This window comes from Rhodospirillaceae bacterium, assembly GCA_018662005.1.
In the GTDB taxonomy this organism is placed as follows: domain Bacteria; phylum Pseudomonadota; class Alphaproteobacteria; order Rhodospirillales; family JABHCV01; genus JACNJU01.
On record JABJHA010000039.1, the window covers coordinates 1 to 22,496 of the forward strand.

Below are 22,496 nucleotides of genomic sequence, written 5' to 3' on the forward strand. Positions count from 1 at the left end.
CTCAGCCTGCTTCAAAATAGCGATGATCTGGCTGTCAGAATAACGTGATTGTTTCATGTTGAATCTCCTCAAAAAACATTACGAGAAAATTCTACTCATTTGTACCGCTAAAAATTGGGAGCATTACCCATCACCGAACGCAAACAAGCGGAATATGAATTGGAGAGAATTTTTGATCTTTCTCCCGATATGATCGGTTCCGGTAATTTGGAGGGTTACTTCACAAAGATAAATTCCTCTTTTGAGAGGACACTAGGCTATGGAAATGATGAATTCTGCACAAAGTCTTTCCTTGAGTATGTCCACGAAGAAGACATTGAGAAAACAACCAAAGCGTTAACAGATGCTGCCAATGGAACAGCAACAGATAGATTTGTCGTTACGAACAGGTATAGGAAGAAAAACGGCTCGTACATCTGGATTGAGTGGCATGTACAGGCGTATGTGAAAGAGAACTCATTTTATGCCGTTGGATGGGATATTACAGAGGGCAAACAGGCTGCGGACGACCTCCGAAAACTGTCCCGTGCCGTCGAGCAAAGCTCTAATGCTGTTTTTATCACGGACACAGATGGCACCATCGAATATATCAATTCCAAATTCACCGCATTAACTGGTTACAAACGCGAAGAAGTGATTGGCCAGAACCCGCGCATCCTTAAATCCGGCGATACGCCTGAGAACGTATATGTCGAATTTTGGGATACGATTAAAAACAACGGGGAATGGAAGGGAGAAATGAAAGACAGGCACAAAAACGGTGAACTTTTTTGGGTCTACGAAACCGTCTCCCCGGTGATGAATGATAATAATAAAATTACCCACTATGTCGCAACACATGAGGATATTTCTGAACGTAAAGCTGCAGAGCTTGCCACTCAGAACGCATTGGAACAAGCGGAGGAAGCCAACCGTGCAAAATCCGACCTGATGGCCAATATGAGTCACGAATTACGCACCCCTCTAAACGCCATCATTGGATTTTCAAGGACAATTAAAGAGGAAATTTTCGGCCCCCTCAATAATGATAAATATCAAGAATATCTGAATGACATCCATAACTCCGGGCAGCACCTTTTGGGGCTCATTGATGACATTCTTGACGCTTCCGCAATTGAGGCCCGTGCTTTGGAATTACAGGAAGAAAGTGTCAACATCGTTGCTATTATTGAATCCACAATTCGCCTGATCGAACTTCGGGCGAAAGAGGGACTGGTGACAATAAAATTCTCCTTTGACCCCGAAATTCCACTTATTTACGTGGATTCCCGGAGGACAACGCAGATCATGCTCAATCTTCTTAGTAATGCGATCAAGTTCACACCTGAGGGAGGGGAAGTTTCCGTGCATTTGCGACTGAATGACGATGGCTCAGTTGCTATTTCCGTGAGCGATACGGGTGCTGGAATGAACGATAGGGAGATGGAAATCGCTTTAAGCAGATTTGGACAAGTTGACAGTGGCCTGGACCGAATGCACGAAGGCACCGGTTTGGGCCTGCCTCTAACCAAAGGTTTGATGGAACTTCACGGTGGCACTCTGGAAATAGAAAGTGAGAAGGGTAAAGGAACCCTGATAACGGCCACTTTCCCCAAAGAGCGCGTGGTCCAGAATATCCGTTAACGGTGGTGGTCTCAATTGATCGACGCAACACTTCAAAGCCTGTAATACCGTCCCGCCTTTTTCTTGATTTTCGCCTTGTCTTAAGTACCATCACACCATGAACGATCCCGTATTACGCAAAGCCATTCCCGCTGACGCCTTGGCCCTTGCCGAACTGATGGATCAGGCGGGTGAGGGGATTCCTTCGTGGCTGTGGGCCCAGGACGCAGAAGACGGGGAAACAGCACTCGACGTGGGTATGGCCCGGGCAAGGCGCTCAGAAGGCTCTTTCAGCTACCCTAACGCCTCTGTACTGGAAGACGCAGGACAGGTCGCAGGAATGTTGCTGGGCTACCTGCAACCTGCCGTCATGAATGTTGAGGAAGAACTGCAAGGGGTTCCGGATTTTCTGGTGCCTCTGGTCGAACTGGAATGCCTGGCGCCGGGATCATTTTATATTAATGCCCTTGCCGTCTATCCCCACCATCGCTCAAAGGGATACGGATCATTGCTGATAGGCGAAGCAGAGCGGCGCGCCTGGGAATTAGGAACCCGGAGCCTTAGCATCATGGTTTTTGAGGGTAACGAGGGAGCGGTGCGGCTGTATAAACGATTGGGATTTGAATGTGCCGCCGAACGCCAGGTTATAAAACATGTCAGCACCGTCCATAGCGGGCGCGAACTATTGCTGAGACGGACAATCAGCTAAAACTCCCCAGACATGCAAAAGCGCACCGCGGTTTCCCAGGGTGCGCATTAGCAGAATCGTCACGAAATCGTGACGTTCTAGAAGCCTTCGCGTTCGATACGCTTGCGTTCCAGCTTGCGGCCGCGGCGGATGGCTTCAGCCTTCTCGCGGGCTCTACGCTCGGACGGTTTTTCAAAGGCGCGGCGCAGCTTCATTTCACGGAAGACGCCTTCACGCTGCAATTTCTTTTTCAGGACTTTAAGGGCCTGATCGACGTTGTTGTCGCGGACAGTGACTTGCACGGGTTATCTATCCTCTATCAAAAAATAATATGTTTCCGGGAGAACGGTTAAAAGACTTCCGTTCCGAAGGTGCGCCTTCTAACATATCCTTATCGCAATGGGAAGGCCTGCATGCGTGTGGGTTGTAACTTTTTTTGTCCATCAAAACAAAGGAGTTCCAGGTAAAATGTCGATTTTGAAGATTGCCCGCATGGGCCACCCAATTCTCGGCATGAAATCGGTTCCCGTCGAAGACCCCAGCGCCCCGGAAATCGGGTATTTTGTTGATGATATGATCGACACCCTTGATGATGCAGGCGGCGTCGGGTTGGCCGCCCCGCAGGTGCATCTGCCCATTCGTCTGGTTATCTTCAAGGTTCCCGACGCCAGCGCTGCTGCAGAGCGCTACCGGGCGGCAGGGCTTGAAGTCGGAACCGAGGAAGTCCCCCTGACCGTTCTGATGAACCCGGTTATAAAAGCCATCGGCAACGAAACCCACGCTGCCTACGAGGGTTGCCTGTCTATCCCTGACATGAGCGGCGAGGTGCATCGCCCGGTTCATATCCGTTACACCGGTATCGGGCTGGACGGCGAGACCATTGAGCGCGAGGCAACAGGTTTCCATGCCCGTGTCGTACAACACGAATGTGATCATCTGGACGGGATTCTTTATCCGCATCGCATATCGGATATGCGAACTTTCGGTTATAATGATGAATTAAGGAAATCACTCGTTCCAAAAGAAGAAGCAGAAGAAGATACCCCATGAACCACCAAAACCAGGAATTGCGAGATCTGATCTTGCTGGCGACTTTGCCTCATGTTGTTTTTGAGGGTTGGTCACAGGACGCTGTCGCCGCCGGTATTGAAGATTTGCAGGACTTGCCGGGAATCGAGGCCGAAGGCGCAATCAAGGATATGAGCGATCTGGCGGCTCATTTCTCCGATTGGACCGACCGTCGCATGGTTGCCGAGATGGCAAAAATTGATATGCCATCCTTGAAGATACGCCAACGAATCGCCAGTGGCGTGCGCTGCCGCCTGGAGATTATGGAACCCCACCGTGAAGCCGTACGTCGCTGTCTGACGTATATGACCTTGCCCCATAACGCCGGGCTTTCACTTAAAAGCACCTACAACACGGTCAACGAAATCTGGTATGCAACGGGTGACGAAAGCGCCGACTTCAGTTTCTATTCAAAGCGCGCCCTACTGGCCCCGGTTTTGGCTTCAACAATCCTCTACTGGCTTGCCGATGAAGGCGACGGCGAGGGGGATTACCCCGAAACCTGGGAATTTCTCGACCGCCGAATCGCCGATGTCCTTAAACTGATCCAGACCCGTATCAAGATAACCGATCGCCTGGCCGCGATGTCATCGCCTGTCGATGTCTGCAAGCGATTCGCCGCCACCGTTCAGGTGCGACGGTAAATTTCTAATCGTCCGTTGGGACTTCCGGAACAGCCGCGGTCTGTTCAGCCCGGAAGTTGTCCAAGGCCTTGGCCGCGTCGTCGTCGGACAGGGCGATAATAGCCGCTGCCAGTAAGGCTGCATTGATAGCCCCCGCTTTGCCTAACCCCAGGGTGCCGACGGGAACGCCGCCAGGCATTTGGGTCATTGCCAGCATCGCGTCAAGGCCGCCCATCATCTTGCCTTCCATGGGAACGCCAAGCACCGGTAAGGGCGTCAGTGCTGCTGCCGAACCGGGCAGGGCGGCTGCCATGCCGGCACCGGCAATGATCACTTTAAGGCCGTTCGCGCGGGCGCCACGGGCATAGGCCTCAAGTCGTTCAGGCGTCCTGTGGGCGGACATGATCTTGCTTTCGTGGGCAATGCCCAGTGCTTCAAGCTTCTCGGCTGCAAATTTCATGACTTTCCAGTCGGATTGGCTGCCCATGATGATACCGACGGCGGGGGTTGAGGCGTTCATTAACTGACTCCATAGCGGATGGATTTTAGAAAGCCGCGCATTATAAGGGTTGAATTATCTTTATCAACGGGCAACCGGGATGTTAGCATTTTTAAAGCTGTAACGGGGGTACCCACCATGGCCGAAATTCCGGTTTCTTCGCCGATCAGAGCGCTTCTTCCTGCCGATAAACATGCGAAGGATCAGCCACGCAAACGCGACCAGACCAGTACTGATCACGATCAAGCCACCAACACGCCTGTTGATGTCGAACGGGACATCTTCACAGTGATGGACATTCCGGCAGAAGAGGTCACACCAAAAGTACAACAGACCCTAAGCCAGATCATGGCGGAATTTGACAAACTGCGCGATGAACTAAGCCATGCCCGCTCTCACATTCTGTATCTTGAAGAACTTTCCGAAACCCATACCTACCTTCCGCTGATCAACCGCCGTGGCTTGCATCGGGAGTTGTCCCGGGTGCTGGCGCTGGGTGAGCGGGCCGGGGTGGTTAACACGTTCGTTTGCTTCCATGTGCGAAATATTGAGAGCATTCGCCGCAAGTTTGGCCATGCAGCCGCCGAGGCTGGCCTGACCTGGGCTGCCGATTGTCTAAGCGCTGCCTGCAGGGATACAGATATCGTCGGCTCAATGGGTGGCCATGATTTTGGCCTTATACTGACCATGGCCGACAGTGAAAATGCCACCGAAAAGGCCGCAGCCATCGCTTTCGACCTTGAGGGCGGCTCGTTTCCTTGGGATGGGGAAAGACTTTCATTAAAGACCGCTTTCGGCCTGCATACCTTCATCCCTGGCGATAACGCCGAATCCGTTATGGGTAATGCCGATGAGGACTTGCTTGCCAAAGAACGCGAAATTGATGCCGGTTAAGCGATAATATCGGGCAGAATCTGGTTTTCCAGGCTGGAAATTTGGTCTTTGATCGACAGTTTACGCTTTTTCAGTCGCTGCACCTGAACTTGATTAAAGCCGCCATCTTCGGTTAGCCGGTCAATAACATCATCAAGATCGCGATGTTCGGTGCGCAATTCGGCCAATTTGCTGATTATGCCTTCGATATCATCCATTGCCGTTCATAATACCAGATATAGCCGGGCAAATCGCCAGTCAAAATTGCTTGCCGGGAGTGGCAGCGCTGGATTTGTCCTTTCAAATGTTATATCATGGATCCCATGTTAAATTTGAAGTCGGGAGGAAAGATGCCATGAGCCTTGACGACAGGTTGGATACCCTTAAGTCCAAGCACGAAACATTAGAACACGAAATTGAAAATGAAGAACGGCGGCCTTACCCGGACGAAATTCATTTACATGAACTTAAAAAACAGAAGCTCCTTCTCAAGGACGAGATCGTAGGAATAAGTAGCTAAGCAGCCCTTGACGGCTGCTTTTTTAATGCGCACCCCCGAACGAAAGAAAACGTTCGGGGTGGTTGCGTGTGTTCAGGTCTGTCCTTCATCCAGTTGCTTGCGCAATTTGAACTTCTGAATTTTGCCGGTCGATGTTTTGGGTATATCGCAGAAGATGACTGACTTCGGACATTTGTAGTGGGCCAGATTGTCGCGGCAGAAGGCGATCACGTCGGCCTCGCTGACTTGTTCCGCGCCTTCTTTTAGCTCAATAAACGCGCATGGCGTCTCGCCCCATTTTTCATCGGGCTTGGCGACGACAGCGCAAACCAGCACGGCCGGGTGCTTGTAAAGGGTGTCTTCGACCTCGATGGAGGAGATGTTTTCTCCGCCGGAGATAATCACGTCTTTTGAGCGATCCTGAATTTTAATGTAGCCGTCGGGTTGCATGACGGCCAGATCACCTGAATGGAACCAGCCACCAGCGAAGGCTTCATCGCTGGCGTCGGGGTTTTTCAGGTAGCCCTTCATGACGATGTTGCCACGGAACATAATCTCGCCCATGGTTTCGCCGTCCCGCGGCACCGGCTCCATGGTGTCGGGATTGATAACGTCAAGCCCCTCCAGAACATGATAACGGACCCCCTGGCGGCCCTTCAGACGGGTCTGTTCCTCGATTTCCAGGTCGTCCCAGTCCGGATCCCAAGCGCACATAACCGCAGGGCCATAGGTTTCGGTCAGGCCGTATACGTGGGTAACATCGAAGCCAATTTCCTGCATCCTTTGCAGGGTCGAGGCTGGCGGCGGCGCTGCCGCTGTCATCGCCTTGACGGTGTGTGGGAGGGGGCGGCGTTCATCTTCAGTGGCGTTAGCGATGAAGTTGAGGACGATAGGCGCACCGCAAAAATGCGTGACGCCGTGCTCGGCGATGGCGCTGTACATATTGGCTGCGTTGACCTGGCGCAGGCAGACCGAAGATCCGGCAACGGCGGCCAGGGTCCACGGAAAACACCAACCATTGCAATGGAACATCGGCAGCGTCCACAGATAGACCGGATGATGGCCCATATTCCAGCCGATGATATTGGATAGCGCGTTCAGGTAAGCGCCACGGTGATGGTAAACGACGCCCTTCGGGTTGCCGGTGGTGCCCGATGTGTAGTTCAGGGATATGGCGTTCCATTCATCATCTGGAAGTTGCCACTGATAGTCCGGATCGCCTTCACCCAGGAAACTCTCGTAATCGGTAAGCCCAAGCAATTCGCCATCGATTTCAGCTTCAGAATCGTCAATGTCGATGACCAGCAACGTGTCATCGCCGTATTCGTCAAGCGCCGCCCTGACGGTCTTTGAAAATTCCCTGTCAGTCAGTAAAACCCTGGCCTCGCCGTGGCCAAGACAAAAGGCGATGGCGGCGGCATCCAGGCGCACGTTCAGGGTGTTCAGAACAGCCCCGGTCATCGGCACACCGAAGGCGGCCTCGTACATTTCGGGTGTATTGGCGCCCATAATGGCGACGGTATCGCCGGTGCCAATGCCGCGCTTGCTTAAAGCCGATGCCAGCCTGCGACTGCGGGCGTATGTCTGCTCCCAGGTGAAGCGCTTGCTACCGTGGATCAGGGATATCTTGCCGGGGTAGACATCGGCGGCCCGGGCCAGCAAACTCAGCGGCGAAAGGGCTGCGTAGTTGGCCTGATGGGCATCCAGATGCTGCTCGTAAATATTAGCGGTCATGTATAGATGGTCCCCTGAAATCTGTGCAATGAAATGGTCACGCACAATGCCATAAAGGGCCCTGCCAAAAGAAGCGCTTTTACATTTTATCAAACCCGTCAGCTTGCATTAAGGCTACGCAGCTAATACTGGCTAAAGTTTTATGGTCTTTTGAACAAAAAGCTGATGAGTACGTAGCGGTATGAAAAAAAGAAATATTTTTGCGGCGACGATTATTTTTTTAACGATTGAAATGGCTTCTTTCGGGGCCCAGGCAACGTGCCAGAATTATCCTGAAGTGAGTTGGTGGGGCAGCTTGAGTCACGAGAGTATCAGACAATATGTGGCCGTCAGACACGACGGTGAATGGGAAAATTATAACAGCAAGTGGGAACAGCAATTAGGCCGGTTGAAAACTATCCATTTGCAAGGCGGCGCTGTTAAAACACCAGATGGAAACAAAATCAAAGGACCCCAACTGGAAACCTATATCGATAAAGTCCGTCTACGGATTGCAGTCAATTTATGCCTTGCCAAAGAACAGATAAATAAAGAAAAGGCGGGTCTGCGGATTGCCTTGGCCAAGCAAGCTGCAGAGCAAGAAGCAACTTTTGAAAACATCCGCACCGGCACACCTGTGGCAGGAAAGGCCGTGGCTCAAAAAGCCGGTTGCTTTAAGTGCCATGGCGTAACGGGACGCGCCACCCACCCCGATGCGCCCAATCTGGCCGGGCAGAAACCTAAATATCTGGTCAGGCAGCTCATTGCCTTTGCCGCAGCCGGTGAAGGCATGTTGCCGGTTGATGGAACGAATTTTCGCTTTCATTCGTTCATGTCGGAAATGGCTTTGGCCCTGAGTCGCACCCAAATGGAAGATATCGCCGCCTATTTTTCCGGTCTTTGATCTCTCTTATGTTTAAAGCCCCACCGCAGCGCCGTCGCTGCGCGGATCACTGGCGCCTTCAAAGGCGCCTGAATGGCTGACGCTGACGGCACCAGCATGGCCCATGGTGCTGGTGAAGGGTTCCATCAATTCCACATCATGGCCTGCCGCCATCAGTTTATCGACCAGCGCGCTATCGAAGCGGTTTTCAAGTTTCAGGCTCGCCGTGTCTTCTCCCCAGGTTCGTCCCAACAACCAGCGCGGTGCACTGATTGCTTCTTGCAAGGGAGCGCCAAACATCACGTGACGGCTGAATACGGCGGCCTGGGATTGCGGTTGGCCTTCCCCGCCCATGTTGCCATAGGCCATCGTGCGGCCATCCTTCAGACGTGCCAATGCCGGTATCAGGGTGTGGAAGGGGCGTTTGCCGGGCTCCAGGGCGTTGTGGTGGGACGGGTCGAGGGAGAAACTCATGCCCCGGTTTTGCCAGACAACACCGGTGTCGGGCACGACCACGCCCGATCCGTATTCCCAGTAGGTGCTTTGAATAAAGCTGACAACCCGGCCGCTTTTATCGGCAGCGCCCATCCAGATGGTGTCGCCCGGTTTTGCTACATGCGGCCAAGGCAAGGCATTGGCTTTGTCGATGTTGGCTGCCCGCCCGTCGAGAAAGTCCGCTTGCAGCCACGCAGCGGCATCGACGTTCATACAGGCTGGGTCAGTGACGTGGGCGTCACGCAGGATGAAGGCCTGCTTTGTCGCTTCGACCAGGCCGTGAATATGATCGAAGCTTTCTGCTTGCTTGACGCCCAGGCGTTCAAACAAGGCCAGGATCATCAGCGCTGAAACGCCCTGGGTTGGTGGCGGCATGTTGTAGATCTGCCCGCAATCAAGGCCCACCGATAATGGCGCGACGGGCAGGGCGTGATAACTTTCCAGATCGCTCAGCCGGAGAAAACTTCCGGTGTTTTCAAGGCCGCTGGCAAGCGCCCGGGCGACATCCCCGCGGTAGAAATCGTCCAGTCCGGCCTGACCAAGTCGCTCAAGGGTCGCCGCAAGCGCTGGTTGTTTAAGGATCGCGCCTTCTTCAAGGACTTTGCCTTCGTCAGAAAGGTAGGTTCGGGCAAAGCCGGGAACCGCTTTAACTTCAGCGAGTTTTTCTCCTGTCAGCTTTTCCTGACCCCGTGTCACCGACACACCGGCCCGGCCGTGGCCAACAGCATCCGCAAGAATGTCAGGTAGCGGTATCGCCGTTCCCCAACTGCTGGCGACGTCAAGGGCTGAAGCCCAACCGCTGAGGGTGCCGGCAACACTCAATGCGGCAAGCGGGCCACGCGCCGGTATGCTGTCGCAATTTGCGCGCTTGTAAGCATCCACAGTGGCCAAGGCAGCGGCTGGTCCACAGGCATCAATACCAATGGGCTCCTTGCCGGGTTCAGAAATGATCCAAAAGCCATCGCCACCGATAGAATTCATGTGGGGGTAGACCACGGCGATTGTTGCGGCAGCGGCAACCATCGCCTCGACCGCATTGCCACCGGCTCGCAAAATGTTGGCACCGGCTTCAGCCGCAAGGTGGTGAGGGGCGGACATCATGCCGCTTCGACCGTGTTTGGTGAAAATCATTTAAACAGGCTCCTATAGAATGATTTTTCAAACTATACTGTGGCTGATTTATTGAACAGTGTCAGGGGGGCGTTTTGCTTAAGGCCGTCGTTATTAAAATCGAAGATGTTTATGTGCCTGCCGAACGTCGCAAGGAACTGGATTCGTTAAAACTTGATCAGGTTGCCGAAGCGATCATGGAAGAGGCGGAGGAAGACCCCATCCAGGTGCGTCAGGGCAAGGGACGTTATGTCCTCGTCAAAGGCATTCACCGCCTGGAAGCCCGTAAGGCGCTCGGTGATGAAACCATTCAGGCATTTATCGTCGGGGCGCGTCTGCATTGACGTGGCAATGCCCTAAAGGGCACCATGGGGGCCGAAACTGTGTTGGCATTACAGTGGATTGTCCTTTAGCTTGTCGCTGGGGATAAGTACGAAGATGGAAAAACTCAGGATCTGTGTAGATGGATGATTATAATCTTGAGCGGCTGAATTTCCTGGTCGTAGATGACAACAGTCACATGTGTGCGTTGGTCAAGGGCATTTTGAATGCGCTTGGCGTTAAAAACGTTGTCGATGCGGCTGATGGCGCCGATGCGTTCAAGGAACTGCGTCACTATAACGCCGACATCATCATTTGCGACTGGAACATGGAACCCCTGGACGGCATCGACTTTACCAAGATGGTGCGCACCGCCAGTGACAGCCCCAATCCCTTTGTTCCGATCATCATGCTGACGGGACATACTGAAATGAACCGGGTTGTTGAAGCTCGCGACGCCGGTGTCCATGAATTTCTGGCCAAACCGATTTCGGTCAAGGGGCTTTATTCGCGCATTCGATCGATCATCGAACGTCCGCGTCCGTTTGTGCGTGCTGGTCTGTATTTTGGCCCCGACAGGCGTCGCCGGGATAACCCGGCCTATATGGGCGGTGAACGTCGCAAAGCTGTTGAGGGCGGCGAGGGTGGTGAAGATGCCGAACTGTCCCAGGAAGAGGTCGAAGCTCTCTTAAATGGCTGAATTGTCTTGACTTTGTCGCGCCCAGTAGGCATATCCGGGCCAGCGACACTCCTTTCCAGATCGAATTTCGATCCTCGCCGACTTAAAAATTCAAAGTTGGCTTAAAGTTTCTTTCCGATATCTCAAGTGGGCGTTTCGTTAGACAGACCTCTGTCACTGCATCAGCTTTGAACATGTCGTGTTCGTAATGCTTGCACTGTGCTTGCGCACCCGCCGTCCCTTAAACCAGGGAGAAGGGTATCTTGTTATATTGATTATTTAAGAAAGACAAAGAAACTATGACTGATTTTACGGGCTTCAACCTGGCCCAACCCATCCTTCGCGCTATTGCCGACGAAGGCTACACGACACCGAGTCCCATTCAGCAAAAGTCGATCCCGGCATTGCTTGAAGGACATGACCTTCTGGGCGTTGCCCAGACAGGCACTGGTAAAACCGCATCCTTTGCGTTGCCTCTTTTAAACCGCCTGGCTTCAAACGGAGCCAAGCCACAAAGCCGCAAACCGCGTGCCTTGATTATTGCCCCGACCCGCGAACTGGCCGGTCAGATCAATGACAGCATCAGGGCTTATGGCCGTCATATGCACTTACGCTCGACGGTGGTTTACGGCGGTGCTTCCATCCGTCCGCAAATCAAAACCCTGGCCCAGGGTGTACATATTCTGGTCGCAACGCCGGGTCGGTTGCTCGATCTTATGAACCAGCGTCACCTGTATCTTGATGAGGTGGAAGTCTTCATCCTTGATGAAGCCGATCGTATGCTCGATATGGGCTTCATTCCTGATGTTAAAAAAATCACCGCCGCCCTGCCAAATAAACGTCAGACGGTAATGTTCTCGGCAACCATGCCAAAAACCATTCAGGGGCTTGCGGATGGCCTGCTTCGTGATCCGGTTCAGGTGGAAGTGGCCCCGGCGGCCACCACTGTCGAGAAGATCGAGCAGAAGGTGATGTTTGTTCAAAAAGATAAGAAGCGCGCTTTGCTTGGCGAATTGCTGGATGACAGGGATATCGCCAGGGTGCTGATTTTTACCCGCACAAAACACGGAGCAGACCGGGTTTCAAGGCACTTGCATCAAAAAGGCATCCAGTCCGACGCCATTCATGGCAACAAGACCCAGAACGCCCGTCAGCGAGCCCTAAACAGTTTTCGTTCCGGTAAAATCCGGGCCCTTGTGGCAACCGATATCGCGGCCCGCGGCATTGATGTTGACGGCGTCACTCACGTTATCAACTTCGACCTGCCCAACGAGCCTGAAAGCTATGTCCACCGCATTGGCCGCACAGCCCGTGCAGGGGCGTCGGGTATTGCGATCTCGTTTTGTGACATCGAGGAGCGCGGCTATCTTCGGGACATTGAGAAAATCATCCGCCAAAGTGTGCCAATTTTCGAGGATCATTCCTTTCATGCGCCGGAAATTGCCAACCATAATGGCCCGTCCAAAGGCAGGCCACAGCGCAACAACCGTCCCCGTCAGCGTAATCGCAACCGACAGCGCTTCAACCGGTCAAATAAAAAAGCCGCTTAAAAGGCCCTTTCATATCGCCGTGATTTGCCTCACAATCTCCCCTGATCAAGACGTCAGGGGAGTGATATGACAGACAAATACAGCGAAGCCCATACCCGTTCACTCAACGACCCCGAGGGGTTTTGGGGCGAGGTCGCCGAAGGCATTTCCTGGAGCAAAAAGTGGGACAGGGTTCTCGACAGCTCAAATCCGCCGTTTTACCGCTGGTTTACGGGCGGTGAGCTGAACACCTGCTACAACGCCCTGGACCGTCATGTAGAAAGCGGCCGCGGCGATCAGGCGGCGCTGATTTATGACAGCCCGGTGACCGGCGGCGGCACGGTCAAAACCTACAGTTATTCCCAGTTGCGTGACGAAGTCGCGACCTTCGCAGGCATTCTTGCCGCCGCCGGAGTGAGCAAGGGCGACAGGGTTATCATCTATATGCCCATGGTCCCTGAAGCGGCCATCGCCATGCTTGCCTGCGCCCGCCTGGGTGCTGTTCATTCCGTCGTTTTTGGAGGCTTTGCCGCCAACGAGTTGGCGATCCGTATTGACGACGCCAAACCGAGGGCCATCGTCAGCGCCACCTGTGGTATCGAGATCAACCGGGTCATTGAATATTTGCCGCTTCTCAATGAAGCCATCGACCTGGCCAATCACAAGCCGGATGCCTGTATCATCCTGAAACGTCCCGAGGCCGATGGCAGCTTGAAGGAAGGGCGCGATATCGACTGGGCTGAGGCGATGAAAACCGCGACGCCCCACGACTGCGTCCCCGTTGCCGCCACCGACCCGCTGTATATTCTCTATACATCAGGCACAACCGGCGAGCCCAAGGGTGTGGTTCGCGACAATGGCGGCCATGCGGTTGCTCTGAACTGGACCATGAAGGCGGTCTACGGCATGGACCCCGGCGATGTTTTCTGGTCGGCCTCTGACGTGGGCTGGGTTGTTGGTCATTCCTATATCGTCTACGCGCCGCTTCTCAATGGCTGCACGACGATTTTGTATGAGGGTAAGCCCGTCGGGACGCCCGACCCGGGAGCCTTCTGGCGGGTTATCTCGCAACATAAAGTGCGGGCGATGTTTACCGCGCCGACGGCGTTTCGGGCCATCAAGCGTGACGATCCTGATGCCGAATTGCTCAAAAAATATGACCTGTCGGCCTTCGAGACACTGTTCCTGGCTGGCGAGCGCACCGACCCCGATACCTTGCACTGGGCCGAGGATCACCTGGGTGTTCCGGTTATCGATCACTGGTGGCAGACTGAAACCGGTTGGGCCATTGCATCGAACTGCATGGGGCTGACGCAATTCCCGATCAAACCGGGATCGCCAACCAAGGCGGTGCCGGGCTGGGATGTGCAGGTTCTTGATGATGGCTGCCATCCGGTTGCGGCCGGTGATATCGGCGCGATTTGTTGCAAGCTACCGCTGCCGCCGGGCACCCTGCCGACCCTGTGGAATGCCGATGAACGCTACAAGCAGGCGTACTTGGAGGAATACCCGGGCTTCTACAAAACCGCCGACGCCGGTTATATCGACGAAGACGGTTATCTGTACATCATGGCCCGCACCGACGACATCATCAATGTCGCCGGTCACAGGCTATCGACAGGCGGTATGGAAGAAGTGCTGGCGGCCCATCCGGATGTCGCCGAATGCGCCGTGCTTGGTGTTGCCGACCAGCTCAAGGGTCAACTGCCGGTTGGCTTTTTGGTCCTGAAGTCGGGTGTTGAACGCGATAACGCTGACATTGTCGGTGAGGTCGTCGCCATGGTGCGTGAAAAAATCGGCCCGGTCGCCGCCTTCAAGCTGGCCGCTGTTATCCAGCGTTTGCCGAAAACCCGCTCCGGTAAAATTCTCCGTGGCACCATACAGAAAATTGCCGACAACGAGGACTATAAGATGCCTGCGACCATCGACGATCCGACCATTCTGGCCGAGATCAAAGTGGCTTTGGAAAGCATTGGTTTGGCCAGCGCAAGAAAATAAGGAATAAAAAATGCGTCTGGAGGATAAAACCGCCATCATTACAGGCTCGGCTGGCGGTATCGGCCTTGCTTGCGCCAGGGCTTTCGCACATGAAGGGGCGCGGGTGGTTATTTCCGATATCAATGACGATCTTGGCGAAGCCGCAGCCGCCAGTATCCGCGAGGGCGGGGGACAGGCTCATTACCTGCACTGCGATGTGTCTGATAAATCCCAGGTCGATCAGTTGATTGCCGGTACGCTGGAACATTTCGGCGGCCTCGACATCATGCTGTCCAATGCCGCCGTGTTGTTTACCGGCGACTTCCTGGACATCAGCGAAGATGAACTTGACCAGACCCTGTCGATCAACCTGAAAGGTTTCTTCCTGACCGGACAGGCGGCGGCGCGCCATATGGCGGAAAATGGTGGCGGTGTGGTCATCAACATGTCCTCAATCAACGCCGTTACCGCCATCCCGAAAGCCTCGCCTTACGTAATCTGTAAGGGCGGGGTTAACCAGTTGACCAAGGTTATGGCTTTGTCACTGGCCGACAAGGGTATTCGCGTCAATGCGATTGGCCCGGGCACGATCCTCACGGACATGGCCAAAAAGGTGATGGCTGACGAGGCAGCGCGAAAAATGATCCTGTCACGCACCCCCATGGGACGATGCGGAGAGCCCGAAGAAATGGCCTCCGTTGCGGTTTTCCTGGCCAGCGACGAGTCAAGTTACATCACAGGCCAGACCATCTACGCCGATGGCGGCAGATTGGCGCTGGGCTATACGGTGCCTGTGGAGGAGTGAGGGTGTTCATTAAAGTTTAAGCCCCTCATTAGAGTTCAGGCCCCTCAAGCGCCGGGCGTTCGCTCCGCTCTCTTGGCTGGAGCCTCTGGAAGTCAAAATAAAAGTGGCAATAAGAGAATATCCTGTCGCCATTAATTCCTGGTTCCCCAAGCCCGCGTCTGCGGGCCGCCGCTTTTGCGGCGAGCCAAGGGTTCGGAGAACCCGCCCGGCGCTTGAGGGGCCTGAACACTTAAGCCCGCGTCTGCGGGCCGCCGCTTTTGCGGCGAGCCAAGGGTTCGGAGAACCCGCCCGGCGCTTGAGGGGCCTGAACACTTAAGCCCGTGACTGCGGGCCGCCGCCACTGCGGCGAGCCAAGGGTTCGGAGAACCCGCCCGGCAATTGAGGGGCTTAATTCATATTAAGCGTTATCTTTTTCCGGCGCGGGCATGGCGATGGGATCACTGTCCGTGTTCTGCTCGATGGCCAGAGTTTCTTCTTCCGGGGCCGGTAGCTGTTCGACGAATACGTTTTCCACGGTTGGCTCAGGCTTATTCTCGGGCTCAGGCTCAGGGGCCGGGGTGACCGGAATAGAAGGGGCCGGGCCGTCTTCTTTTGGTCCCCTGTTCGGGGCGTGGGTGGTGCCGGCGCGGGCCCGCGAAATGGCCACGGATTTTTCAAGATTATCAGCTGAACACAGGCCCAGGGCGACCGGATTTTGCGCCTTGATGTTAGCAATATTCCAATGCGTGCGCTCGCGAATCGAGTTGATCGTCGGCTTGGTCGTGCCGATCAGTTTGGAAATCTGCGCGTCGCTCATTTCCGGATAGTTCTTGATCAACCAGGAGATGGCGTCAGGGCGATCCTGGCGTTTTGATACCGGGGTGTAGCGGGCACCTTTTTTCTTGGCGACCGGGGTGCGGTTTTCGGCCGGGTTAAGGCGGGTTCCCGGATCAGCCTGGCAGCGCTCGATTTCTACCATCGTCAGCTCACCTGCGGTGATCGGGTCAAGGCCCTGCATACCGATGGCGACTTCGTCGTCGGCGATGGCCTGAACCTCTAGAGAATGCAGGCCACAAAAATCGGCAATCTGCTCAAATGAAAGAGCGGTGTTTTCAACCAGCCACACGGCAGTGGCTTTTGGCATCAGCGGATGCGTCATCGCTTGTTATCCTATTGTTGATGACTGGAATGAGCCTGTAAGGCAGGTGTTGGATGAACGTTTAGTGTATTTTTCCGGTCCCGTAAACCTTTCAAATTCATGTTAGCAGTACGATCTTGCCAATATGTTCGGAGCTTTCCATCAATGCGTGGGCTTCGGCGGCTTCATCCAGGGTAAATGTGGCGTGAATAAAGGGCTCGATCTCCCCGGATTCAATCAATGGCCAGACATGTTCCTTTAATTGTTCGGCAATGGCCGCCTTGAATTCAACGGAACGGGCGCGCAAGGTTGATCCGCTTAAGGTCAGGCGTTTTAACATCATTTGCATCAGATCAACCTCGACCTTGCTGCCATTAAGGAAAGCGATATTGACCAGCCGCCCATCTGCTGCCAGGGCCTTCAGGTTTCGCTGCACGTAGTCGCCGCCGACCATATCGAGAATGACATCGACACCCCGGCCATCGGTGAATTCCCTGACCGCTTCGAGGAAGTCCTGTTCCCGGTAGTTAATCGCCAAGTCCGCGCCGAGAACCTCGCAGGCGCCGCACTTTTCCTCGTTTCCGGCCGTCGCGATAACCGGTGATCCCAGCGCGTGGGCGATCTGGATGGCGGTGGTGCCGATGCCGCTGGAACCACCATGAACGAGAAAGGTCTCACCGGGTTTCAGGGCGGCGCGCTCGAAAACGTTCGACCAGACGGTGAAAAAGGTTTCCGGTATGGCTGCCGCGGCGTCCATTTCCAGATCGCCGGGGATATCGAGGCACTGGGGGACGGGGGCGGTGCAGTACTGGGCGTAGCCGCCACCCGTGACCAGCGCCAGAACATCATCACCAATAGCCCGGTCGCTAACCCCTTCGCCAAGGCCTATGACGGTTCCGGCAATCTCCAGGCCCGGAATATCCGATGCACCCGGTGGCGGCGGATAACCGCCCTGGCGTTGCAGGACATCGGGTCGATTGACACCGGCTGCGGCGACGTCGATAAGCACTTCACCGGCAGCCGGCCGGGGCAGGGCGCGACTGGCGGTAACCAGGCCACCTTCGGGGGTGATTTCGACACAGGTCATGGTATCGGGCAATTGCGAGCTCATTGATCGTCTCCGGCTTTTAAGGACGTGCACTATCCAGTAATATGTTGTTATCCAACTGACAAGAGACAAACGAAGGGAAGCGCCATGGATACGGATGATCTGGAGCCGGAAAAGAAAAAGGCCGAACAAAAGGACCTTGAGGTGATGTCGATTGAAGCGCTTGGCGAATACATCGAGGAACTGGAGGCGGAAATTAGCCGTGTCCGGGCTGCTATTGCTCTTAAAAACGACGCCAAAAGCGGCGCCGAAAGCGCCTTTAAAAGCTAATACCAAGTTGCACTAATAATGACTCATAGAGACGGCTTCACAAGACTTTTGGCTAGGAGCGCCCGGCGCGGCGATCCGGTGTATCGCAAGATGTGCGGGACGCCGTCCAAAAGTCTTGTGAAGACGCCTTCCGGTCGTGTATGCAGCCCGTCGGAGGGCGTCGAAAAGTCTTGATGATGCGAGGCATCGACGGCGACTTCTCTCCTACCCGACGGACTGCATACACGATCTCTATGGGTCATTATTAGTGCAATTTGGTATTGGTTAACCTGATGTTAAGGATAAATTGACTATGCTTTATTGTCGGATGGATGTGGGTCTTTATCAGACCTATCCTAAAACATTCATCCTGACGCCTCCCTGTAAAACTCGCCGCCCCTTTTTGGGGGCGGCTCTTTTTTTTGCAATCGGGCATTATCAGAATTCGTGTCAAGAAAATTGATCGTTGAAAGTCAAAAAATGCCCCTTGACCAAAGCCCCCCAGCTTGGCTAGAGTCCCTGCCAGCCAATAAAAAAATCAATGGCGAGTTTGACAGGTTGAGGCTAAAAGGGCTGCCGGATTATCGGTGGCCCTTTTCCTTTTTCGTACTTTTGTTTATCCGGTAACAGACACGCCAATGAGCACCGAACAATCCCTTGCCCGGGCCGATTACCCCCACATCGCAACCATCCCTACACGCTGGGCCGACAACGATATTTACGGGCACGTCAACAACGTCACCTACTACGCCTATTTCGATACGGTGGTGAATAATTATCTGATCGAACACGGCGGGCTTGATATTGTTAATGCGCCGGTGATCGGTGTTGCGGTCGAAACCATGTGCCGCTTTAGCGAGTCTGTTGCTTACCCTGAAACCATCGAACTGGGACTAGGGGTCGCCAAACTGGGCAAGACCAGCGTGCGTTACGAACTGGCGGTGTTCCGCCTGGGCGGCGAAGAGGCCGTCGCCAGTGGCCACTTCGTGCATGTCTTCGTTGATCGCACCTCGAACAAACCGGTGCCGATCCCGGCCCCCATCCGCACCGCCCTTGAACGCCTGATGGAAAATGAACAATGAGCGAAATTGCCGATATCACCTGCCGCGAAGATTTCACGTTTTGGTATGCTATGGCGACCCGTTGGAATGACAATGACCAACTCGGCCATGTGAACAATGTGGTCTATTATTCATATTTTGAAGCGTGCGTTGTCAATTTCGTGCAAACCGAATGCGACAACGATTGGATGAAATCGCCATGCCTACCCTACGCAGCAGAAACAAGTTGTCGGTTCTTACGCCCTGTTGCGTTTCCGTCGCACTTGGATGTGGGGTTGACGATCACACACATAGGGCGCTCTAGCGTGAAATATTCTTTAGCCCTGTTTGCACAAGGCGACGAAGAACCAAGCGCAACAAGTGAATGGGTTCATGTTTGGGTTGACCGCAATGATGAGCGCCCGGTGCCGATACCGGAAACGGCAATGAATGCGTACACTCGCCATAAGAAATAGACAATAAGTGTCCTTGATTTTCCGGGGTGATTTTTTCTTGGCTTGTGTTGGTTCCTGAGGAACTTGAGAATATATAATAATCAATAATAACAAATCCTTCCTTCGTTAAGTGAACCAAAATCCACCTTCATACGGCGTTCAATAACGTCATGTACTACAGTTATTTTGGAGCCATCGTCGTGTGCTTTTTGATGAAAGAAGGGGGCCTAGACTGGACCGCCAATCCCGGATTCTATTTTGGAAATGTTCAAGCGTTATAGCTGAGTGAAGATCAGTTGCCGGTGCCCGGATGCCAGGCGTTTTCTTTCTGGTTTTGATCGGGTTCTCTCATGCAGGCGGTGCAGCCCTTGCAGAAAACCAGGGCCAGCGGGATAAAGCCGAGGACCGCGAGCCAGCGCAGGTTGCCCTCGAATGAGAGAAATAACGTGAAAATGACGACCGCCGGAAGCAGTTTCATGACGAACATGAAAGCCGTGCCGAGCTTCTCCATCGCGTTTTCTCTCCTTAAACCGTTAATAGTCGAATTACCCTAACATCATTGTGTGTAAAAGCAAAAGGGGTGCGCCACATGCACGTAGGCGCACCCCTGATGATCAAAGTGCCTAAGGTTTTCAGGCAGCCTTGTCTTCAATTCCTTTGACTTTGCTTGCGGGTTCAATGCTAATCCGGCGCGGTTTCTTTTCTTCCGGCACCTCGCGGACAAGTTCGATATGCAACATGCCGTTTTCCAGGCTTGCGGAAAGAACCTTGATGTGTTCGGCGAGTTCAAAGCGGCGCTCGAACGCTCGACCGGCAATGCCGTGATGCAGGTATTGAACTTCCTGCTCTGGCTTGTCGGCCTTGCCTGAAACGAACAGGGTGTCTTCCTTAAGTTCAATGTCCAGATCTTCTTCGCTAAAACCGGCGACCGCCATGGTGATGCGATATTTATCGGCGCCATCTTCGGCACTTAAAGCCTCGATGTTGTAGGGCGGATAAGATGGCTGGGCGCCATCCACTTGCATGGCGTTGTCGAATTGGCGCTGCATGCGATCAAAGCCGACGGCGAAACGGTGAAGGGGGGTGAAATCAATAGTACGCATAACGTTTTCTCCTTTTAAAAAGCGAGACAGGTTTAGCAGGGCCCACCATCATGGTCGGACCCCTGATATGGTCTTACGGCGGACCCTTAACTGTCGGCATCCGTCGCTAAAGTGGATATATGGTGGTCAAACGTTGGCCGCAAGGGGCAGGCGTTATTCTTCGCTGGTCCAAACAACTTCATAGAGAATCGGGTCATCCTCGAAGCCCTTCATGGCGAAGGGGCCACGGTTTTTAAACGTGGTTTCCTTGCCCGCGCAGATGCCGCGAATGACTTCGGAAACAAAAATTTCGTCGGCCTTGGCCTTGTCAACGATGCGCGCGGCCATCTGCACTGTTGAGCCGAACAGGTCGTTGTCTTCGGATATGGGTTCCCCGGCGTTGAGGCCAATCTTGATGTGCAGGGGAAGGTCCGGGTTGTTTTCGTTGTGTTTGGCTGTATCGATCTGGATTTTGATAGAGCCTTCGACGCCGTTTGATGTGGTCGAAAACGATGCCATGATGCCATCGCCGGTATGCTTGATTTCCTTGCCGTTATATTGGGTGAGCGCTTCGCGGACAATACGGTTGTGGGCGCGCACAACCTGTTGTGCGACCGCGTCACCCAGGTTCTGGGTCATGGCCGTGGAACCGGCAATGTCGGTGAACAGGACAGTGACCGGGCCCGTGCTTTCTTCCTTTTGCGTCGGCTTGTTCCAATCGTCCAAAGCCTGGCCCAGATACTTCATGGCTTCGGGGTTTTTATCCATGTAGGTATTCATGGCGTTGCGGCCTGCCTGGAACATCTGCATGTAACGGGCATCGGCGAGTAGGTAGTCCTCATACTTTTCAGAAAACTTGGCGGCATCTGCTTCTTTAAAGCCCATCAGTGAGACGGTCTCGGCGAGAATCTTGGTCAGGGAATAATGATCAAGGTTGCGCGATTGTCCCATAATTTCGCTGGCACCGGCCAAAAACAGGTTGAGGCCGAACTTGTTGTAGCTGTCGAGTTTTTTGGTGTCGGCTTTACATTTTTCCAAACCCTCGCTTAAGAACGTCATCAGGTAGACACGCTGCTTCTCGGCGTGGGCAGACAGGTTTGTTGGCTGTTCAGGTTCCGCTTCCGGTGTTTCTTCCTCCTCCTGCTCTTCTTCGGGGTCAGGGGTGGCTTCTTTCTTCTTGGCTTCTTCCTGCTTAAGTTCCTCTTTCAATGCTTCCCCGGCCATCGAGGCGAGACCTTCTTCGCTGGGATCCAGATCTTCGTCTTTTTCGATTTTCTTTTTGGTCGGTTTCTTCTCTTTCTCCTTCTTGGGTTTCTCAGGTTTAGAAGCTTGTTTTGGCGTTTTTGCAGGGCGTTGTCGCCTCCTGGGGGCTCTTACTTCGGGGACGCTGATTTCATCTTTTTTCATGAAATTAAGGGACATGACAACGGCACTGACTAGGAAAATGATGATAAAGATGACAAAGACGATGTTCGTCTGCACGTTGCTGCTAAGGGAGGTATCACGCAGGAACATGATCGCGCCGCCAGCCATCAGGGCGGCGATGGTTACAGAAAAAAGAATAATCAGAAGGATTTTAACGAGGACGCCAACGAAGGTGGTTTTTTTACGAGCGCCGGGGCGCCCTCTCCGCGCCGGTTTCTTTGCCCGGGGTGACGAATAGTCATCATTAAAAAAATCATCGTCATCATCATCATCATCAAAAAACGATGAACCCGATGATGCGGCTGACGAGGCGCCCGCAGATTTGCCCGATTTTTTCCCCCCCCTGACCTGGCTTGCTATGGAGACAGGGCCACCTTCGCTATCTTCCATGCCGGCCGAACGGTAGACAATATTTTCTGTGGTGTGGCCGGTTTCGTCGTCATACTCTTCGAGGATGACCTTGACCATTTCGATGTTGGGGAGTTGGTCGAGGCCCTTGGCGTCGGCAATGGCGGCATTCATTTCAGAAGATTCATGACGGCCCTGGATTTCCCAGCGACCGTTCTGAGAGACATGAACCTCAAAAATTACCTGCTTAGCCATTGCATTCCCTACAGCAGAATTATTCTTGTCTCTGAAGACACTTATGAAAATTA

At 53.7% G+C, this 22,496-nt stretch carries 26 protein-coding genes; 16 read left to right on the forward strand and 10 right to left on the reverse strand.

The window, feature by feature from the left end:
* Nucleotides 1–114 precede the first annotated feature (114 nt).
* Both HOL66_15175 and HOL66_15180 read left to right on the forward strand, forming a co-directional pair.
* A complete protein-coding gene (locus HOL66_15175; GenBank protein ID MBT5245579.1) occupies nucleotides 115–1,623 on the forward strand; it encodes a PAS domain S-box protein in 1,509 nt (502 codons plus the stop codon).
* Nucleotides 1,624–1,720: 97 nt separating this feature from the next.
* The gene (locus HOL66_15180; protein ID MBT5245580.1) at nucleotides 1,721–2,311 is read left to right on the forward strand and encodes a GNAT family N-acetyltransferase; all 591 of its coding nucleotides are present in this window, start codon (nucleotides 1,721–1,723) and stop codon (nucleotides 2,309–2,311) included.
* 77 nt (nucleotides 2,312–2,388) lie between these two features.
* Here HOL66_15180 and HOL66_15185 read toward each other — a convergent pair whose 3' ends face one another.
* Nucleotides 2,389–2,592, reverse strand: coding sequence for a 30S ribosomal protein S21 (locus tag HOL66_15185; protein ID MBT5245581.1), 204 nt, complete (start codon nucleotides 2,590–2,592; stop codon nucleotides 2,389–2,391).
* 166 nt (nucleotides 2,593–2,758) lie between these two features.
* Between HOL66_15185 and def the strand changes: the two genes are divergently transcribed.
* Together def and HOL66_15195 are read left to right on the forward strand one after the other, a co-directional pair.
* Nucleotides 2,759–3,340, forward strand: a complete 582-nt coding sequence (def, locus tag HOL66_15190; GenBank protein ID MBT5245582.1) for a peptide deformylase — start codon at nucleotides 2,759–2,761, stop codon at nucleotides 3,338–3,340.
* On the forward strand, nucleotides 3,337–4,002 hold the full coding sequence (locus tag HOL66_15195; GenBank protein ID MBT5245583.1) for a COQ9 family protein: 666 nt from the start codon (nucleotides 3,337–3,339) through the stop codon (nucleotides 4,000–4,002). The genes def and HOL66_15195 overlap by 4 nt, the downstream gene beginning before the upstream one ends.
* A 4-nt stretch (nucleotides 4,003–4,006) precedes the next feature.
* Here HOL66_15195 and purE read toward each other — a convergent pair whose 3' ends face one another.
* Nucleotides 4,007–4,501 (reverse strand): 5-(carboxyamino)imidazole ribonucleotide mutase, encoded by a 495-nt coding sequence (gene purE / locus HOL66_15200; protein MBT5245584.1) that lies wholly within the window; start codon nucleotides 4,499–4,501, stop codon nucleotides 4,007–4,009.
* Nucleotides 4,502–4,618: 117 nt separating this feature from the next.
* Between purE and HOL66_15205 the strand changes: the two genes are divergently transcribed.
* Complete coding sequence (locus HOL66_15205; GenBank protein MBT5245585.1) at nucleotides 4,619–5,374, forward strand: GGDEF domain-containing protein; 756 nt, start codon at nucleotides 4,619–4,621, stop codon at nucleotides 5,372–5,374.
* Here HOL66_15205 and HOL66_15210 read toward each other — a convergent pair.
* On the reverse strand, nucleotides 5,371–5,571 hold the full coding sequence (locus HOL66_15210) for a DUF465 domain-containing protein (protein MBT5245586.1): 201 nt from the start codon (nucleotides 5,569–5,571) through the stop codon (nucleotides 5,371–5,373). The genes HOL66_15205 and HOL66_15210 overlap by 4 nt on opposite strands.
* A gap of 137 nt (nucleotides 5,572–5,708) precedes the next feature.
* Here HOL66_15210 and HOL66_15215 point away from each other — a divergent pair, with 137 nt between their 5' ends.
* Nucleotides 5,709–5,873 carry a DUF465 domain-containing protein gene (locus HOL66_15215; GenBank protein MBT5245587.1) on the forward strand — a complete coding sequence of 55 codons (165 nt, stop codon included), beginning with the start codon at nucleotides 5,709–5,711 and terminating at the stop codon, nucleotides 5,871–5,873.
* 72 nt (nucleotides 5,874–5,945) lie between these two features.
* Here HOL66_15215 and HOL66_15220 read toward each other — a convergent pair whose 3' ends face one another.
* Complete coding sequence (locus HOL66_15220) at nucleotides 5,946–7,586, reverse strand: acyl-CoA synthetase (GenBank protein ID MBT5245588.1); 1,641 nt, start codon at nucleotides 7,584–7,586, stop codon at nucleotides 5,946–5,948.
* Between the two features lie 181 nt (nucleotides 7,587–7,767).
* Here HOL66_15220 and HOL66_15225 point away from each other — a divergent pair, with 181 nt between their 5' ends.
* Entirely contained in the window at nucleotides 7,768–8,469 is a 702-nt protein-coding gene (locus HOL66_15225; protein MBT5245589.1) for a c-type cytochrome, read from the forward strand.
* Between the two features lie 12 nt (nucleotides 8,470–8,481).
* Here the strand turns inward: HOL66_15225 and HOL66_15230 are convergent, their stop codons facing one another.
* Nucleotides 8,482–10,074: a gamma-glutamyltransferase family protein gene (locus HOL66_15230; protein ID MBT5245590.1), complete on the reverse strand. Its 1,593-nt coding sequence runs from the start codon at nucleotides 10,072–10,074 to the stop codon at nucleotides 8,482–8,484.
* A 50-nt stretch (nucleotides 10,075–10,124) separates the two neighbouring features.
* Here HOL66_15230 and HOL66_15235 point away from each other — a divergent pair, with 50 nt between their 5' ends.
* The 6 genes from HOL66_15235 (at nucleotide 10,125) to HOL66_15260 (ending at nucleotide 15,680) form a co-directional block, all read left to right on the forward strand.
* On the forward strand, nucleotides 10,125–10,397 hold the full coding sequence (locus tag HOL66_15235) for a ParB N-terminal domain-containing protein (protein ID MBT5245591.1): 273 nt from the start codon (nucleotides 10,125–10,127) through the stop codon (nucleotides 10,395–10,397).
* Between the two features lie 119 nt (nucleotides 10,398–10,516).
* Nucleotides 10,517–11,074 carry a response regulator gene (locus tag HOL66_15240; protein ID MBT5245592.1) on the forward strand — a complete coding sequence of 186 codons (558 nt, stop codon included), beginning with the start codon at nucleotides 10,517–10,519 and terminating at the stop codon, nucleotides 11,072–11,074.
* Nucleotides 11,075–11,352: 278 nt separating this feature from the next.
* Entirely contained in the window at nucleotides 11,353–12,603 is a 1,251-nt protein-coding gene (locus tag HOL66_15245) for a DEAD/DEAH box helicase (GenBank protein MBT5245593.1), read from the forward strand.
* A 66-nt stretch (nucleotides 12,604–12,669) separates the two neighbouring features.
* Nucleotides 12,670–14,580 (forward strand): propionyl-CoA synthetase, encoded by a 1,911-nt coding sequence (locus tag HOL66_15250; GenBank protein MBT5245594.1) that lies wholly within the window; start codon nucleotides 12,670–12,672, stop codon nucleotides 14,578–14,580.
* 10 nt (nucleotides 14,581–14,590) lie between these two features.
* A complete protein-coding gene (locus HOL66_15255; GenBank protein MBT5245595.1) occupies nucleotides 14,591–15,364 on the forward strand; it encodes an SDR family oxidoreductase in 774 nt (257 codons plus the stop codon).
* Nucleotides 15,365–15,467: 103 nt separating this feature from the next.
* The gene (locus tag HOL66_15260) at nucleotides 15,468–15,680 is read left to right on the forward strand and encodes a hypothetical protein (protein MBT5245596.1); all 213 of its coding nucleotides are present in this window, start codon (nucleotides 15,468–15,470) and stop codon (nucleotides 15,678–15,680) included.
* 81 nt (nucleotides 15,681–15,761) lie between these two features.
* Here HOL66_15260 and HOL66_15265 read toward each other — a convergent pair whose 3' ends face one another.
* The gene (locus HOL66_15265) at nucleotides 15,762–16,502 is read right to left on the reverse strand and encodes a DUF1013 domain-containing protein (protein ID MBT5245597.1); all 741 of its coding nucleotides are present in this window, start codon (nucleotides 16,500–16,502) and stop codon (nucleotides 15,762–15,764) included.
* Nucleotides 16,503–16,599: 97 nt separating this feature from the next.
* Nucleotides 16,600–17,592 (reverse strand): NAD(P)H-quinone oxidoreductase, encoded by a 993-nt coding sequence (locus HOL66_15270; protein ID MBT5245598.1) that lies wholly within the window; start codon nucleotides 17,590–17,592, stop codon nucleotides 16,600–16,602.
* Between the two features lie 84 nt (nucleotides 17,593–17,676).
* Between HOL66_15270 and HOL66_15275 the strand changes: the two genes are divergently transcribed.
* From HOL66_15275 to HOL66_15285, 3 genes are all read left to right on the forward strand, one after another.
* Entirely contained in the window at nucleotides 17,677–17,859 is a 183-nt protein-coding gene (locus HOL66_15275) for a DUF1192 domain-containing protein (GenBank protein MBT5245599.1), read from the forward strand.
* Nucleotides 17,860–18,476: 617 nt separating this feature from the next.
* Nucleotides 18,477–18,920, forward strand: a complete 444-nt coding sequence (locus HOL66_15280) for an acyl-CoA thioesterase (GenBank protein ID MBT5245600.1) — start codon at nucleotides 18,477–18,479, stop codon at nucleotides 18,918–18,920.
* Entirely contained in the window at nucleotides 18,917–19,354 is a 438-nt protein-coding gene (locus tag HOL66_15285; GenBank protein MBT5245601.1) for an acyl-CoA thioesterase, read from the forward strand. Before HOL66_15280 ends, HOL66_15285 begins: the two co-directional genes overlap by 4 nt.
* A gap of 271 nt (nucleotides 19,355–19,625) precedes the next feature.
* Here HOL66_15285 and HOL66_15290 read toward each other — a convergent pair whose 3' ends face one another.
* The 3 genes from HOL66_15290 to HOL66_15300 all read right to left on the reverse strand — a co-directional run bounded on the left by HOL66_15290 (nucleotide 19,626) and on the right by HOL66_15300 (nucleotide 22,443).
* Nucleotides 19,626–19,844, reverse strand: coding sequence for a hypothetical protein (locus tag HOL66_15290; GenBank protein ID MBT5245602.1), 219 nt, complete (start codon nucleotides 19,842–19,844; stop codon nucleotides 19,626–19,628).
* A 121-nt stretch (nucleotides 19,845–19,965) separates the two neighbouring features.
* Complete coding sequence (locus HOL66_15295) at nucleotides 19,966–20,436, reverse strand: Hsp20 family protein (protein ID MBT5245603.1); 471 nt, start codon at nucleotides 20,434–20,436, stop codon at nucleotides 19,966–19,968.
* 153 nt (nucleotides 20,437–20,589) lie between these two features.
* Nucleotides 20,590–22,443: an adenylate/guanylate cyclase domain-containing protein gene (locus tag HOL66_15300; protein MBT5245604.1), complete on the reverse strand. Its 1,854-nt coding sequence runs from the start codon at nucleotides 22,441–22,443 to the stop codon at nucleotides 20,590–20,592.
* Nucleotides 22,444–22,496 lie beyond the last annotated feature (53 nt).